The organism is Brevibacterium sp. LAARM2_SD2, assembly GCF_057364785.1.
On the sequence record NZ_JBNFOM010000026.1, the window covers coordinates 15,738 to 31,518 of the forward strand.

Annotated in this window: 11 protein-coding genes, 1 tRNA gene and 2 pseudogenes; 9 read left to right on the forward strand and 5 right to left on the reverse strand. The window is 68.7% G+C overall.

Annotation, left to right across the window (positions count from 1 at the left end; translation table 11 throughout):
- Positions 1–18 precede the first annotated feature (18 nt).
- From AC2W7K_RS14800 to AC2W7K_RS14810, 3 genes and pseudogenes are all read left to right on the forward strand, one after another.
- Positions 19–1,463, forward strand: a pseudogene (locus tag AC2W7K_RS14800) (APC family permease).
- 484 nt (positions 1,464–1,947) lie between these two features.
- A pseudogene (locus AC2W7K_RS14805) lies at positions 1,948–2,103 on the forward strand (helix-turn-helix domain-containing protein); the annotation flags it as partial.
- 120 nt (positions 2,104–2,223) lie between these two features.
- Complete coding sequence (locus AC2W7K_RS14810; protein ID WP_376870296.1) at positions 2,224–3,090, forward strand: DDE-type integrase/transposase/recombinase; 867 nt, start codon at positions 2,224–2,226, stop codon at positions 3,088–3,090.
- Positions 3,091–3,147: 57 nt separating this feature from the next.
- Here AC2W7K_RS14810 and AC2W7K_RS14815 read toward each other — a convergent pair.
- Both AC2W7K_RS14815 and AC2W7K_RS14820 read right to left on the reverse strand, forming a co-directional pair.
- Positions 3,148–3,235: transfer RNA gene (locus AC2W7K_RS14815), tRNA-Ser, on the reverse strand.
- 137 nt (positions 3,236–3,372) lie between these two features.
- Entirely contained in the window at positions 3,373–6,705 is a 3,333-nt protein-coding gene (locus AC2W7K_RS14820) for a maltokinase N-terminal cap-like domain-containing protein (protein ID WP_198499746.1), read from the reverse strand.
- A gap of 196 nt (positions 6,706–6,901) precedes the next feature.
- Between AC2W7K_RS14820 and ilvA the strand changes: the two genes are divergently transcribed.
- Complete coding sequence (gene ilvA, locus AC2W7K_RS14825; protein ID WP_198500802.1) at positions 6,902–8,185, forward strand: threonine ammonia-lyase IlvA; 1,284 nt, start codon at positions 6,902–6,904, stop codon at positions 8,183–8,185.
- 71 nt (positions 8,186–8,256) lie between these two features.
- On the opposite strand, the gene AC2W7K_RS14830 is transcribed toward ilvA, so the two are convergent.
- Entirely contained in the window at positions 8,257–9,432 is a 1,176-nt protein-coding gene (locus tag AC2W7K_RS14830; RefSeq protein WP_344251601.1) for an epoxide hydrolase family protein, read from the reverse strand.
- Between the two features lie 184 nt (positions 9,433–9,616).
- On the opposite strand from AC2W7K_RS14830, the gene AC2W7K_RS14835 reads away from it, so the two are divergent.
- From AC2W7K_RS14835 to AC2W7K_RS14855, 5 genes are all read left to right on the forward strand, one after another.
- Positions 9,617–10,174 carry a CGNR zinc finger domain-containing protein gene (locus AC2W7K_RS14835; protein ID WP_376871648.1) on the forward strand — a complete coding sequence of 186 codons (558 nt, stop codon included), beginning with the start codon at positions 9,617–9,619 and terminating at the stop codon, positions 10,172–10,174.
- 75 nt (positions 10,175–10,249) lie between these two features.
- A complete protein-coding gene (locus AC2W7K_RS14840; protein ID WP_376871651.1) occupies positions 10,250–11,293 on the forward strand; it encodes an NAD(P)H-quinone oxidoreductase in 1,044 nt (347 codons plus the stop codon).
- A complete protein-coding gene (locus AC2W7K_RS14845) occupies positions 11,290–12,090 on the forward strand; it encodes a proteasome activator (protein ID WP_376871654.1) in 801 nt (266 codons plus the stop codon). The genes AC2W7K_RS14840 and AC2W7K_RS14845 overlap by 4 nt, the downstream gene beginning before the upstream one ends.
- Positions 12,087–12,662 (forward strand): hypothetical protein, encoded by a 576-nt coding sequence (locus AC2W7K_RS14850; RefSeq protein WP_376904027.1) that lies wholly within the window; start codon positions 12,087–12,089, stop codon positions 12,660–12,662. Before AC2W7K_RS14845 ends, AC2W7K_RS14850 begins: the two co-directional genes overlap by 4 nt.
- The gene (locus tag AC2W7K_RS14855) at positions 12,659–13,492 is read left to right on the forward strand and encodes a Cof-type HAD-IIB family hydrolase (RefSeq protein WP_198499752.1); all 834 of its coding nucleotides are present in this window, start codon (positions 12,659–12,661) and stop codon (positions 13,490–13,492) included. The genes AC2W7K_RS14850 and AC2W7K_RS14855 overlap by 4 nt, the downstream gene beginning before the upstream one ends.
- An 84-nt stretch (positions 13,493–13,576) precedes the next feature.
- Here AC2W7K_RS14855 and AC2W7K_RS14860 read toward each other — a convergent pair whose 3' ends face one another.
- Both AC2W7K_RS14860 and serS read right to left on the reverse strand, forming a co-directional pair.
- On the reverse strand, positions 13,577–14,425 hold the full coding sequence (locus AC2W7K_RS14860; protein ID WP_376871660.1) for an HAD family hydrolase: 849 nt from the start codon (positions 14,423–14,425) through the stop codon (positions 13,577–13,579).
- Positions 14,426–14,454: 29 nt separating this feature from the next.
- On the reverse strand, positions 14,455–15,735 hold the full coding sequence (gene serS / locus AC2W7K_RS14865) for a serine--tRNA ligase (protein WP_198499754.1): 1,281 nt from the start codon (positions 15,733–15,735) through the stop codon (positions 14,455–14,457).
- Positions 15,736–15,781 lie beyond the last annotated feature (46 nt).

Genomic DNA, 15,781 nt, shown 5'->3' on the forward strand with positions numbered 1-15,781 from the left:
TCATCGGGGAGGATTGATATGGCGGCATCAGGATCGCTCAAACGGAACCTGGGACTGTGGTCCATCGTCGGGCTCGGGCTCGGGTACATGACGCCGACGGTCGTCTTCGACACGTTCGGGATCGTCTCGGACGAGACGAACGGGGCGTGCCGGCGGCCTATCTCACCGCGCTCGTCGTCATGGTGTTCACGGCGTTCAGCTACGGGAAGATGGTCCGGGTCTTCCCCACGGCGGGCTCGGCGTACACGTACACGCGCGAGACCATGACACCGGGGCTCGGGTTCCTCGTCGGGTGGACCTCGCTCATGGACTACCTCCTGCTGCCGATGGTCAACTGCCTCATCATCCGCCTCTACATGGAATCGATGGTGCCCGACGCACCGCCGTGGATCTGGGTCGTCGCCTACACGGTCATCATGACCGGCATCGTCCTGTCGTCGATGCGGGGCACGGCGAACATCAACGCGATCCTCCTCATCTTCTCCCTCGTCCTCATGGTCACCTACTGTGCGCTCGCGATCGCCCAGCTCAATGCCGGTGAGGGCGCGGGCACGGTCTTCAGCCCCGAGCCGTTCATCCACGACGGGGTCGAGTTCACCGCGGTGCTCACCGGGGCGACGGTCGTGTGCTTCTCCTTCATCGGCTTCGATGCGGTGACGATGTATACGAACGAGGCCAAGCACGTCAATCTCATGCCCAAGGCGATCCTCATCACCGTGCTCGCCGGCGGCGGCATCTTCCTCATCGCGAGCTACATCACGCAGCTGCTCTACCCGGACAACTCGCAGTTCACGATCGTCGACGATCCGCTGCCGGAGATCGGGCTGCTCACCGGCGGGCCGCTGTTCCAGCTCTTCTTCGTCGCCGCCGCGTTCGCGGCGACCGTGGCCTCGGGGCTCGCCTCGCACGCCTCGGTGTCGCGCATGCTGCTCGTCATGGGACGCAACGGGGTGCTGCCGCGCAAGGCGTTCGGCTACATCAACCCGAAGACGCACACGCCGGTGTTCAACATCGTCCTCGTCGGCCTCGTGTGCCTCTTCGCGATGTCATTCAGCCTCGAGTTCATCTCCGCGCTCATCAACTTCGGGGCGCTCATCGCGTTCACCTTCGTCAACCTCACGGTCATCGCCCACTACGCGTTCCGCACCCGTCAGGTCGTCGACGCCAAGTCGGCGTTCAGCTACGTCGTCATGCCCGCCATCGGGGCGATCCTCACGGGAGTGCTCTGGGTGAGCCTGCATGAGACGGCGCTCATCGGCGGGCTCGTGTGGTTGGCCGTCGGCGTCGTCTACCTCGCGGTCCTCACGCGCGGCTTCAAGCGCACGGTCCGCAGCTTCGACGATCCCGAGGCCGACGCCGACATGTCGGAGCCCGAGGTTCCGGAGGACGGTGCGGCAGCGGACGCGGGAACCGGCTCGGGGCCTGGTGCGGGGTCTGCTCAGCCCGGGAAGACGGCCGACTGACGGGGCGGGCCGGGCAGTGGGTTCTGGTCCATCAGTCCGCGGACGCTGAGTTGCGTCGGCCCACGGATGCTGAGGGCCGAACCGCGGACACTGGGGCATCCGCTGGGGCGATCGCGCAGGCTCGGAGCGTCGTTGCGCCGCCTCGCGGTGGGGATTGCGCCGGGTCGACGCGGGGGTGCTGCACAGCCGCTGCGCGGGGGCGCAGCGACCAGACCTTCGTAAGGTACCAACGTTCTCGACCGGCCGCCTCACACAAAAGTATGAATTCGGTCCGGTTTCGCGTCACATTATGTCGCCGAGGCGGCCGGCCGTGACAGGGCACCGTCCGGCATCCTTCCGAATCGGTCCGGAACGCAGAAATGCGCTGCGACATCCGTCGATGTCGCAGCGCATTTCGTCAGCGGAAGCGGTGGTGTTGAGTCTCACGACATCGTCAACACATGTCTCAATACATCGTCAACACCCCAGCAGCCCATGATGGGGAATGAGCACCCGAGCACAGATCATCCGCGCGGTGACCACGGGAACCATGACCCAAGCCCAAGCCGCACGCGCCTACAACGTCTCCCCATCGAGTGTTTCCAAACTCCTGAGACAGTGGAGACGAGAAGGCGACGCCGCGTTCTACCCCAAATCCCGCAGACCCCGCACCCACCCCGCAGCCACACCCCCGCCGACCATCGCCGAGATCAGACGAATCCGCACCGAACTCACCGAAGCAGGCCTCGACGCCGGACCCGCCACCATCCACGCCCACCTCATGGCCACCCCCACCGTCGACACCATCCCCTCACGGGCCACGATCGCCCGCATCCTCACCCGCGAAGGACTCGTCACCGCACAACCGAAGAAGAAACCCAAAACCGCTCTCACCTGCTTCGAAGCGGACCTGCCCAACGGTTGCTGGCAATCCGACGTCACCCACTACCGCCTGCTCAACGGCGACAGTGTCGACATCATCACCTGGCTCGACGATCACTCCCGCACCGCACTGCACATCAGCGCCCACGCAACCACGACCGTCAACACCGTCGTGTCGACCTTCACCGCCACCGCCAAACAGCACGGCTGGCCGGCCGCGACCCTGACCGATAACGGCCTGATCTACACGGCCAGGTTCCGCGGCGGGGTCAACCGGTTCGAGAAACTGCTGCGCACCCACGACATCGCCCAACGCAACGGACGCGGCGACCACCCGCAAACCCAGGGCAAAGTCGAACGCTTCCAGCAGACGATGAAGAAATGGCTCGACGCCCGACCCGCACCACAGTCCCTGTCCGAACTCAACACGGCCCTCACGGACTTCCAGACGGTGTACAACACCCAACGGATCCACTCAGCGAAGAAGACCACCCCCTGGGCCGCCTACATCAGCGCGCCCAAGGACTCCCCGTCCCCACTGCCCGAGGACACGCCTCGCTTCCGTGTCGACAGGATCGATCGGCAGGGCAAGGTCTCGTTGCGCTATGACTCGAGAATGTACTCAATCGGCGTGGGACGAACCCACGCCCGAACCCGCGTGGTCCTCATCGTCAAAGACCGACACATCATTGTCGTGGACCAACGCACCGGGGAGATCCTCAAGGACTTCACCTTGGACCCCACACGCCGGTACCAGAGGCAATGAAAAACACCCCGAACCGTGGGTTCGGGGTGTTTCCGATGTACTGAGACATCACATCAGCGGAAGCGGTGGGATTCGAACCCACGGTACGGGGTTGCCGCACAACGGTTTTCAAGACCGTCTCCTTCGGCCGCTCGGACACGCTTCCAGTGGTCAACCCGGCCTGCTCAGCGCGGAGCTGAGCCAGAACAGTTTCTCACAGTCGCGCGAACAACTGCCAATCGCCGAAGCTCGCAGGCGGTCGGCACCGCACCGTGATCGGTAGGGTCCTGCGATCGAAGCCGATCAGTGCTTGTTCTTGCCGTTCTTCGGCTTCTTCTCCCCGGGCACCTCACGTGCCGGTCCCCCATCGTGCTTGTGCCGCTCGGCCGGGGCGCGGCCGGTCGAATCCGCATCCGCCGAGGTGGCACCGCGGGCAGCGAACGTCGCCGGAACACGGGAGACGACGAACTCGGACTCTTCCTCTTCGTCGAACTCGTCCTCGTCGGTGGTCACACCGCCGGGCGCCGGACGGCCAAGGCGCTGCGCGGGCCGAATCGGGGCTTCGGCGACACCGGAGTCCTCCGACGCGGCACCCGCGTCAGCGGAGTCGGCGACCCCGTCAGCGGTGTCGGTGTCACGGGCCGGAGCCGGAACACTGTCGGCGCTGTCCACGCTGTCAGCACCGTCGATACGGTCGGCAGAGTCTGCGCTGCCGGCGACCGGCTCGTCGGCGGCAGGCACCGCTGACGCAGTCTCGTCTTCGGCCACGCGTGGTGCGTCGGGCAGCATGTCCGGGGCGTACTCCGGCGGTTCGGGCGGCAGCGGCGGCGCGTCCGGCATCGGCGCGGTCCGCTCGACCGGCGGCTCTTCGGCCAGCGGCGGGGCATCGGCGTCGACGCTCGATTCGGACTCAGAGGCAGGCCGCGATTCGAACTCGGTGTCGGACTCGGTGTCGGTCGTCGTTTCGGACTCAGCGACAGGCCGCGTTTCGTCCGAATCTGCCGGCTCGTCGATCGCTTCGACGTCGGCCTCGACGAGACCATTGACGCTCGAGTCCCCGGACGCCATTTCGCTGACGATGGGGTCGACCTCGGGCACGCGTTCGTCGACCGGTTCGACCGCCTCGGTGGTCACTCCGTCGACGTACGAGCCCTCGGTGGTCAGATCCGGTCCGGCGGGTCCGCCCTTGGTCGACTCGTGCTGGATGAAGAGCGTCCGCGTCACCGTGGTTCCGCGCACCGAGGTGGTCACCGCCTCGTCTGCAGACGCATCATCCGCGGGGTCAGGGTCGGAGGTGCGGCCGCCGGAGCGCTCGCCGCCGGCCTGGGCGTCGGTGGGTGCCTCGACGCTCGGCTCGGTGAAGCCTCCGCCGTCGGCGACCATATCGGCGATCGATTCGTCTGTGGTCGACACTGCCTCCGCCGACACGGCGTCGACCGGGGTGTCATGAAGCCCGACATCTCGTGAGGTCGTGGTCGCGGACTCGGAGCTCGCCGAGGCGGTCGCAGCCTCATCCGTGCGCTCGGTGTCGGGCCCGTCAGAGCCGGAGCGCTCAGCAGCGGATTCCTCCGAGGAGGCTGCCGTTGCGCCGGCGATGCCGGCCGCCCCGACGACTCCTGCGGCACCGGCGACGAAGGCCGCACCGGATCCCGAGGAGCGTTCGTCATCGCGGGCTGCACCATCACGCACCTCGGCGTCGTCACGCGGTGCAGCGTTGTCACCCTGTGCAACGTCATCACGCAGCTCAGCGTCGTCGGCCTCCGTGTCATCCGTCGTCTCGGACCGATCGGCAGCCGATTCGGGCGAGGCCGATCGTTCATCGGCGTCGGTCTCGGTGTCACCGACTGCGTCAGCAACATCAGCCGAGCCAGCAGACGTCGCTGTGTCTGCACCTACAGCGCCTGCACCGCCATCGCCGCTCTCGCTCGCGGCACCACCCGCGCCACCATCACCGGCACTCGCGCCGCTCGCGGGCACACTGAGCTCCGCCTCGGTGGGGTCGCCGGCACCGCGGGCGGGCTTGCCCTTGAGGATGAGCGTGAGGGTCGCCAACGGCACCGACAGCCAGTTCGGGCGGTTGCGCAGTTCGGTGACGGTCTCGACGAGGAGCCTGTCGATGAGGGCCGCGCGCAGCACCGGATCGCTGAGGCCGATGCTCTCACCGCGCGCCCGCGAGTACCCGCTGAGCAGCGAGTTCTGCACCTGCGAGGCCCACAGGTACTCCGGCGAATCGTAGATCGCCCGCAGCGCTGCGGGCTTGTCGCCGAAGCCGTTGACGACGAGGCTGCCGTCCTCGGCGTTCAGCGCATCCGTGCGCTGGAGCCGCGCGAACCCGGCGGCGTAGTCGACGCTGCGAAGCAGGGCGACGAGGTCGAGGGCGACCGGCCTGGGCTCCGAGTTCGACGCATCGCTGAACTTGACGACCGCGTAGCCATCGCTCGGCGAGCTGACGACATGGTCGAGCGTGAGCTCACCGTGGATCTTCTGCAGCTGCCCGATCGTGTCGAGCGAGCGCAACTTGGCCTTGTGCTGCTTGAGCTCGGGCACGAGCGCATCGAGCGCCAGCGGTGCCCGGCCGAGTGCCCAGTCGATGCGCTCGACCCACTTGTCGACGAACTCCTTCGTCGGCGCACCCCGGCCCTCGACGATGCCGAACTCGGCGGCCATGTCGGCATGGAGTTCGCCGATCCGCCGGCCCATCTCCGCGGCCTGCGCGTTGTACCCGCCGATCGATCCCGAATCGACGGCGCACACGATGTCGACGGCTTCGCGCCACGCGGGCTCGGCCTCGACGTCGGCGCGGGAGAGCAGCGCCATCGGCGCCTCCATCTCCGTGACCTCGAACATGTCGTACCAGCGACCCGAACTCCAGCCGATGACCTCCGGCACGCTGCGCGATCCCGCTTCCGTCAGCAGCACGGGGATCGTCAGCGATGACGGCATCCCGTTCTCGAGCACGCGGAAGAAGCTCAGCTCGATCGGCTCGTAGGCGTCGTGGATGACGACGGTCGACTTGTTCGCCCCCGAGTCGGCGACCTCGATCGGGCGGATCTCGACGTCGATCTCGTCCTTGACCTCGGTGAGCGGGGGTGCCGTTTCCGGCTTCGGGGGGACCGCCTCGGCGCCGGAATCGGCCGTCGATGCTCCTGCATTCGCCGAGGTGGCCGACCCCGACGTCGACCCGGTCCGTCCCGCGGTCGGCAGGCTCCCCCGCTCACGGCTGTGCCGGAGGGATTCGGTGCTCAGCTGGCCGCCGTCGAAGACCTTGCGCTTGGTGATCGCGTCGGCGAGGAGATTGACGAACACGGGGTCGGCGGCGCCGTCGTAGACGAAGACGCGGCCGAGGGCGAGGTCGTCGACGGTGCCGATGAGGGCGTGGCGGAGGTGGATGTCCTCGGCCCCGCGCAGGGAGAGGGGGATGTTGAGGCGGCGCAGGGTGGGGCCGTCGCCGACGGAGATCACGGTGACGAGGCCGGAGAATCCGCCGAGCTCCTCGGCGGTGAAGGTGAAGGCGCGAGCGACCGACATCGGCGTGATGTCGGGGTCGGTGCCGAAGTCAGCGGCGAGCTTCGGGAACCACGACTGCCGGGGAATCCAGCTGGCTAACAGTTGTTCCAGCTCACTGCTGATGGCCATGTCGCCTCCTTGAAGGGATTACGGGCATCTACCATCCAACCACGATATCGGCCTCCTGCGACCGAGGGCGCACCCGAAAACCCTGAAGTCAGCGGGGTCCCAGGGCCCCGAAGAGAGGCGCGACAGGCGGACAGCGCGTTTGCGATGCGGGACGGTTTGCCGAATAGCAAGACACAGGGCGCACAATGGAGGAGTGTTGAAACAAGACGAATCACCCCAGAAGCAATCACTCGCGCACGAGGTCGATGCGGCCGCTGCGCGAATTGCCGACTCCGTGATCACGTCACCGCTCCAGATTTCGGAGCGGCTGTCCGCCGCGACCGGTGCCACCGTCTACCTCAAGCGCGAAGACCTCCAGCCGGTGCGCTCGTACAAGATCCGCGGCGCCTTCAACTTCATGCTCCAGCTCGACGACGAGGAGCGCGCCCGCGGCGTCGTCTGCGCCTCGGCGGGCAATCATGCGCAGGGCTTCGCACTCGCGTGCCGGCAGCTGGGCATCCAGGGCACGATCTTCGTCCCGAAGACGACGCCGCGGCAGAAGGTCGACCGCATCCGCCACTTCGGCGGTGACCGGGTGACGATCGAGATCTCCGGGTCGACGTACGACGACGCCTCGGCGCTCGCGCACCGCTTCGCCGACCGGAACGCGGCCCTCCTCGTCTCCGCGTTCGACGACCCGCGCACGATCGCCGGGCAGGGCACCGTCGCCGTCGAGATCGCCGAGCAGCTCGACCCGCACCCCGATTACATCATCGTGCCCGTCGGCGGCGGCGGGGTCCTCGCCGGCATCGCCGCCTACGCGGCCGAGCACATGCCGAACACCAGGGTCATCGGCGCCGAGCCGTCAGGCGCCGCCTCGATGATCGCCGCGCTCAAGGCCGGCCACCCGGTGACGCTGGAGAACATCGACCGGTTCGCCGACGGCACCGCGGTCAAGCGCGCCGGCAACATCACCTACGAGATCATCTCCGACCTCGGCGTCGATGTCCGCCCCGTCCACGAGGGGGCGGTGGCCACGGAGATGCTCGCGATGTACCAGGTCGACGGCATCATCGCCGAACCCTCCGGGGCGCTGGCCTCGGCGGCGATCGGGACGGCCGGCAGCGGCAAACCCGTCATCGTCGAACCCGGGTCGAGTGTCGTCTGCCTCGTCTCCGGCGGCAACAACGACATCTCCCGCTACCCGGAGATCCTCGAGCGCTCCCTCGTCCACGAGGGCCTCAAGCACTACTTCATCGTCGACTTCCCGCAGGAGCCCGGCGCCCTGCGCCGCTTCCTCAACGAGATCCTCGGCCCCGACGACGACATCGCGATGTTCGAGTACGTCAAGCGCTCCGACCGCGAGACCGGGCCGGCGTTCGTCGGCATCCAGCTCGGCGCCGCGGAGGACCTGCCCAACCTCCTCGAGCGCATGGAGTCCTCCCAGATCGAGATCGAACGCGTGCACCAGAACTCCCCGATGTTCCGGCTCTTCGCGTAGGTCATCGGCCTTCCCCTCGCCGAGGTGGTCGTCCGTGGCCGTGCGCGCTGCGAGCGCGCGCGGCCAGCCGTTCACCGGTTGGCGGCGAGCACCGCGGCGAGCCCCGCCCGCAGGTCGTCGACGAAGTGCTCGGGCATCTCGAGCGACGGGAAGTGCCCTCCGCGCACGGGTTCGCGCCAGCGCACGATCCGCCGGTAGCGCTGCTCGGCCCAAGGCCTGGGACACTTCGACGAGACGTCGGCCGGGTACATCGTGATCGCCGCCGGCACGTCGATCCGCAGAGCCGGATCGAGGGAGTTGTGGCTCTCGGCGTAGATGCGGGCCGCTGAGGCGCCGGTGCCCGTCAGCCAGTAGAGGGTGATGTTGTCGAGCACACGGTCCCGCGACATCGTCTCGAACGGACCGTTGTCGGTGTCCGACCATTCGGCGAACTTGTCGAGGATCCACGCCATCTGCCCGACCGGGGAGTCGACGAGGGCGTACCCGACCGTCTGCGGACTCCATGCCTGCGCTTTCGCATACCCGGCGCGGTTCTGCCAGAAGTCGCGGTGGTCATCGACCCATGCCCGCTCTGCGGCGGTGAGGGAGTCCGGATCCAACCCGGGAGGCGCCTCGGCGAACGTCGAATGGATGCCGAGGACATGGTCCGGGAACCGGCCGCCGAGGATCGTCGTGATCACACCGCCCCAGTCGCCGCCGTGGGCGAGGAAGCGGTCGTAGCCGAGCCGGGACATGAGCTCGACCCACGCCGCCGCGGTCCTCTCCGTGCCCCAGCCCGTCTCCGCCGGCCGGTCGCTGAAGCCGAAGCCGGGCAGGGAGGGGATGACGACATGGAATACGGGAGCCTCGGGATCCGCCGGGTCGGCGATCTCATCGACGACGTCGATGAACTCGGCGATGCTGCCGGGCCATCCGTGGGTCATGATGAGCGGCACGGCATCCGGCCGGGAGGACCGGCGGTGAAGGAAGTGGATGCCGAGGCCGTCGATCGTCGTGCGGAACTGCCCGATCGCGTCCAGGCGGGTCTCGAACGCCCGCCAGTCGTAGTCGGCGGCCCAGACCTCGGCGAGCGCGACGAGGTCGGCGAGCGGAACCCCCTGCCGCCAACGCTCGGCTCCGACCGCGGTCGGCGGCAGAGGCTCGGGTTCGGGCCACCGGGTCGCGGCCAGCCGGGTACTGAGGTCACGCAGCTCCGCCTCCGGCACGGAGCTGTGGAACGGGCGGATGGCGCTGTCGTGCAGTGGCATGGGTCCTCCTCGACCGGATGCTCGCCTCGTGCTCCGAGACGTCGAACTCTCTGTCACCGGACGTCGACCGCGCCGGCAGGGGACGGCGACGACAGTTGATGAACCAGCTATGACGGTTCTACCATCGGACACCGGCCCCGCACAAGGGTCCCGCGTACGGGTCGACGGCGTTTAAGGTGAGTCCATGGGTGATGCATTTCCGGAGTTCCGGTTCGGCACGGTGCTCGCGACGAGTTTCACGGGGACGCTCACCGAACGGCAGGGCGAACGCCGTGAGCGGATCCCCACTCCGGCACGACTCGTCGACTGGCTGGCGGTCGTCGGCCTCGACGTCGCCGGGTGCACGGAGAGCGAACTCGCCCTCGCCCAGCAGCTGCGTGAGGCCATCCACCACGCGGCCACCGCAGCAGCACTCGGTGAGCCGCTGCCCGCCTCGGCGCTCGACATCATCAACGAGGCCAGCCGGCAGGGGTGGGCGGCACCCGTGCTCACCGGCGACGGCGAGCGCCGGTGGCAGCTGAGCAGCCCCGCCGCTGTCGCCGATGCGCTCAGCGTCATCGCCGCCGACGCGATCGACATCATCGCCGGCACGCGCGACGGACGCCTCGCCCTGTGCGCCTCACCGACGTGCCGCGCGGCGTTCTTCGACACCAGCCGCAGCCGCTCCCGGCGCTGGTGCGACATGAACACGTGCGGCAACCGGGAGAAGAAGGCCCGGTTCAACGCGAAGCATCGGTCGTGACCGCTCACCGGTTTCGGATCGGATTCACCGCCGAGCACTCCTGCCGGCCACTGCCCCACGGTCTACAGTGGTCACATGCGCGCTATCACGATTCCCACCCCCGGAGATCCCGAGGCACTGCAGCTCACCGACGTCCCCACCCCTGAGATCGGGCCGGACGAGGTCCTCGTCAGAGTCCACGCCGCCGGAGTGAATCGCGCCGACCTCCTGCAGCGGCAGGGCTTCTACAACCCGCCGCCGGGTGCCACGGAGATCCCCGGCCTCGAGGTCTCGGGCACGATCGTGGGGCTCGGCGCCGATGTGAAGAACTGGAGCGTCGGCGATCGCGTCGCCGCTCTGCTCTCCGGCGGCGGCTACGCCGAGGAGGTCGCCGTGCCCGCCGGTCAGCTCCTCGCAGTGCCCGACACCTTCGACCTCACCGCTGCCGCTGCCCTGCCCGAGGTGCTCGCGACCGTCTACTCGAACGTCGTCGGCCGCGGTCGCGTCCGCATCGGCGAATGGCTGCTCGTCCACGGCGGCGGATCGGGAATCGGCACCGCCGCGATCCAGGTCGCGAACCTCCTCGGGGTGAAGATCGTCGTCACCGTCGGCTCCGCGGAGAAGGCGGAGTTCTGCCGCGAACTCGGCGCCGACGCCGTCATCAACTACCGCGAAGAGGACTTCGTCGCCCGCGTCCACGAGATCTGCACCCACCCGGACGGGGCGACCGGCGCCGATGTCATCCTCGACATCATCGGAGCCAAATACCTCGAGCGCAATATCGCCGCACTCGCCACCGACGGCCGCCTCGTCGTCATCGGCATGCAGGGCGGCACGACCGCCGAACTCGACCTCAGCACGCTCATGCAGGGACGCAAGACGATCACCGCGACGACCCTGCGCGCCCGCCCGCCGGCGCAGAAGGCGGAGATCATCTCCGACGTCGGCGAACAGCTGTGGCCGGCGGTGATCTCCGGCGACATCCGCCCGATCATCGACACGACGGTGCCGCTCGCGGACGCCGCGAAGGCGCACCGCATCCTCGAGGACGGAAAGACCATCGGCAAGGTGCTCCTCCGCGTCGACGACGATGACTCAGCACACGATGACTCAGCCCAGGACGAAGGAGCGCGCTCATGACCGCAGACGCCACGCCCACCGCGCCCGGTGCCGCTGATCCGCAGAGAGCCCAGGACGGCCCGCAGAATGTCCAGTCCGATGAGCAGGGCGCACAGGCCCAGCAGGGAGCCCAGCAGAACACCGGCACCGAGGCGACCGGCAGTTCCGCAGACCGCGCCGGGGTGCCGGTGACGGCCGACTCCGAAGCGGACCAGGCCGGTCTCGCCCGCGGCGAGACGCTCACCGATGCCGCCTCGCATCCGGACCCCGCGACCGCGGCGCGCACCGGTGACACGCGCACGGCCGAACCGGCACCCGCATCCGCGACCGGGTCTGAGCCCGATGCCGACCCCGAGACCGAGGCCGACTCCGAGGCCGAGGCCGCCGAGGAAGGCGACATCGCCTCCCCGGGCAAGGTGATGCGCATCGGCACGATGGTCAAGCAGCTGCTCGAGGAGGTCCGCAGCGCCGACCTCGACGAGAAGGGTCGACAGCGGCTCGCAGAGATCCACCGTCGGGCGATCGCCGAACTCGAGGACGGCCTCTCCGCCGAACTCGTCGCCGAGCTCGGCCGCCTCGACCTCCCGTTCGACTCCACCGACGAACCCCCGTCGACCTCCGAGCTGCGCATCGCCCAATCGCAGCTCGTCGGCTGGCTCGAAGGCCTCTTCCACGGCATCCAGACGGCGATCATGGCCCAGCAGGCGATGGCGAAGCAGGAGACTCCCCCACCCGGCGGGCTCGTGCCCCCGGGCGCGCAGGCTGGGTCCGCGGCCGAGGGCACCGATGACAAACGCAGGACCGGCAACTATCTGTGAAGAAGCTCTTCTCGTTCCGCAGGCGGCGCGCTGACGGCCCCGACGAACAGTTCGGCACGGGACTGTGGCGCCACAACCACGACCGGTTCCTCCGCGCCGTCGACCGCTACTACACGACGGCCCTCGCGATCCACACCGCCGCCCCGACTGACGCCGCAGGTGAGGGCTCGGCCCCGACCGAGCCGGCAGCCGCCAGCCAGCCCACGCACGAGCCCGGCGCGACAGCACCCGAGCCGGCAGCCGCCTCGGCGCGGGATGCGATCATGGCCGGCACCCACCGCCTCAACGACCTGGCGACGCAGATCGACGAGATCACCGCGTGGCTGCACACGCACTGCCCCGTCGACGGCCAGGTCGTCCCCGGCCCCGTGCGCCGGGTCGTCGGGGACACCCCCGAACTGCTCACGCGGGCATCGTCGAAGGTCGCCGAGGCGGTCCTCGCGGCCTCGATGGCGCGCGCGGGAACCGCGACGCTGACCTCGACGGCGACCGCCGCCGACCGCTACATCACCGATGCCGCCGAGCTGCTCGCTCAGGTCAGGCGCATCCTCGCCGAGGCGGACGCCCGATGAGCGCGCTCACCTCACCGCCGCCGGACTTCGACCTCGGGCTCGTCGCCAGCGACATCGACGGCACCCTGCTCCTCGACTGGCAGCCGATCTCCCAGGTGACGATCGATGCGATCCACCGCTGCCAGCGGATGGGGATCCCGTTCGTCCTCGTCACCGGGCGCCCGATCCGCTGGCTGGCCGCGATCGCCGAGCAGATCCCCGATCTCGGTCGCGTCGTCTGCCTCAACGGCGCCGTCGTCTACGACATCGCCACGGACACCGTCGTCGATGCGCACCCGCTCGAGCAGGCCGGGGTCGAGGAGATCGTCGCGGCCATCGGCGCCGCCCACCCCGAGGCGCGCTTCGCGTTCGAAACGCTCACCGGGCTCTACGTCCAGGACGGCTTCGCCTCACGCTCTCCGCACGAGGCCACCGTCATCGGCGACCTCGGGGAGCTCGCCGACACCGACGTCGTGAAGATCCTCGTCAGCCTCGGCACGACCGACTCGGAGGCCCTCCACGACCTGCTCGGACCGATCGTCACCCGCTCGTGCCACGCCTCGTTCTCCGACCCGGACAACGGCCTCGTCGAACTCGCCCCCGCCGGGATCACGAAGGCGAAGACGCTCGAATCGGTGTGCGACCACCTCGGCGTCGGTCGGGACCGGGTGATGGCGTTCGGCGACATGCCCAATGATCTCGAGATGCTCACGTGGGCGGGGCTGGGGGTCGCGATGGGCAATGCGCTCGATGTCGTCAAGGACACCGCCGACGCCGTCACGGACCCGGTCGATGACGACGGGGTGGCGCACTTCCTCAATGCGGCCCTCGACGCCGTCCCCTCCCGCTGAGGGCGATCACGCTCAGCACTCCCGGTGTCCTCCGTGTCCGCCGTGTCCGCGACCCGAAGAGCACTGAGGACTGAGTGCTGAGCGCTACGGGCCGGTGGACCGGGACCCTTCGACGTCGAGCACCGCGGGGTCGAGGTCGAAGTGATCGACGAGGGCGACGGCGAGCCCATCGTCCTCGACCGGGTCGGTGACGACGCTGCCGAGGACCTTGAGCTCGTCCTTCGCCTGGCCCATGACGATCGAGTGGTCGGCCCATTCGATCATCTCGAGGTCGTTGAGGCCGTCACCGGCGGCGACGGTCAGACCGTGGTCGATGCCGAGCTCCGACTCGACGAGCGCGAGCCCGCTGGCCTTCGACACCCCGTCGGGGGCGATGTCGAGCCAGTTGCTCCACCCCACGGAATAGCTGACTTCGTGGAGCCCGAGCCGGTCGACCGCCTCGGCGAACTCCTCCGCCGTGCCGTTGACGTCGCGCATGACGATGCGGGTGGCCTGCTTCGTCAGCAGCTCGTCGAAGCCGACGATGTCGAGGGTGTCGGATTCGGAGAGCTCCCCGGGCGGGAACGCCCCGGACGCCCACCGGTGCAGGTCGGGGTCCTCGACGAGGAAGAGGGCCGTCGGCAGCACAGCGCGCATGCGCTCGAGCGCGGGCCGCGGGTCGAAGGAGACGACGTGGTGCATCTCCCAGCCCCGCGGCAGCGCGGGGTCGAGCTTGACGACGACGGAGCCGTTCGAGCACACGACGAAGCCCTCGGTGAGTCCGAGCGCCCGGACGATCTCGAGGGCTCCCGGCAACGCACGGCCGGTCGAGATGACGATGTGGTGCCCCGCCTCGGCGAGGTCGATGAGAACCTGCCTCACCGCCTCCGACAGCGTCCCGTCATAGTCGATGATCGTGCCGTCGATGTCGAGGGCGATGAGGTGTGCGGGCACTGCTTCTCCTTGGCCGGCGGTGGGGCTGCTCAGAATCGCGGACCCTCCGGTCCCTGGGCCACCATGCCGCCGAGGTAGGGGCGCAGGGCGACGGGCACCGTGACGGAGCCGTCGGCCTGCTGATGGTTCTCGAGGATGGCGACGAGCCAGCGCGTGTTCGCCATCGTGCCGTTGAGCGTCGCCACCGGACGGGTCGCGCCGTCATGGCGTTCGCGGATCTGCAGGCGCCTGGCCTGGAACGTCGTGCAGTTCGAGGTCGAGGTCAGCTCGCGGTACGTCTCCTGCGTGGGGACCCAGGCCTCGTTGTCGAACTTCCGCGCCGCGGAGTCCCCGAGGTCGCCGGCGGCGACGTCGATGACCCGGTAGGGCAGCTCGCACAGCTGGAGCATCTTCTCCTGGAGTTCGAGCATGCGGGCGTGCTCGGCCTCGGCGTCCTCGATCGCGACGTAGGAGAACATCTCGACCTTCTGGAACTGGTGGACGCGGATGATGCCGCGGGTGTCCTTGCCGTACGACCCGGCCTCGCGGCGGTAGCACGAGGAGATGCCCGCGTACCGCAGCGGTCCGTCGCTGAGGTCGATGATCTCGTCCATGTGGTAGCCGGCCAGCGGCACCTCGGAGGTGCCGACGAGGAAGAGGTCGTCGGCTTCGAGGCGGTAGACCTCGTCGGCGTGCTCGCCGAGGAAACCCGTGCCCCGCATCACCTCGGGCTTGACGAGGGTCGGGGTGATCGTCGGACTGAACCCGGCCTCCTCGGCGACGTCGCGGGCGAGGTTGAGCAGCGCCATCTCGAGCTTCGCGCCGAACCCGGTGAGGTAGTGGAAGCGCGCTCCCGAGACCTTCGTGCCGCGCGTCGTGTCGATGGCGCCCAGCGTCTCGCCGATCTCGAGGTGGTCGCGCGGGGTGAAGCCCTCGGCGGCGAAGTCACGGGGCTGGCCGACGGTCTTGAGCGTCACGAAGTTCTCCTCGCCACCGGCGGGGATGCCGTCGATGATGAGGTTGGGCAGCTTCGAGGCGAGGCTGTCGAACGCGAATGCGGCCTCGTCGGACTCCGCCTGCAGGGCTTTGACCTTGGCGGACTTCTCCTTGCCCTCGGCGATGAGGGCGGGCTTCTCGTCCTTGGGAGCCTTGGCGATCTGGGAGGAGAAGGACTTCTGGTCGGCGCGGGCGTCTTCGAACGCGGTGATGGCCGCCCGCCGCGCGGTGTCGGCTGCGAGCACCTCGTCGACGAGTTCGACGGAGGCTCCGCGAGCCCGCTGCGATGCTCTGAACAGGTCCGGGTTGTCTCTCAACTGCGCTAGATCGATCACCTCCTCAGCTTAACGGGGCGACCTGGGTTTGCGATATTCGACCACT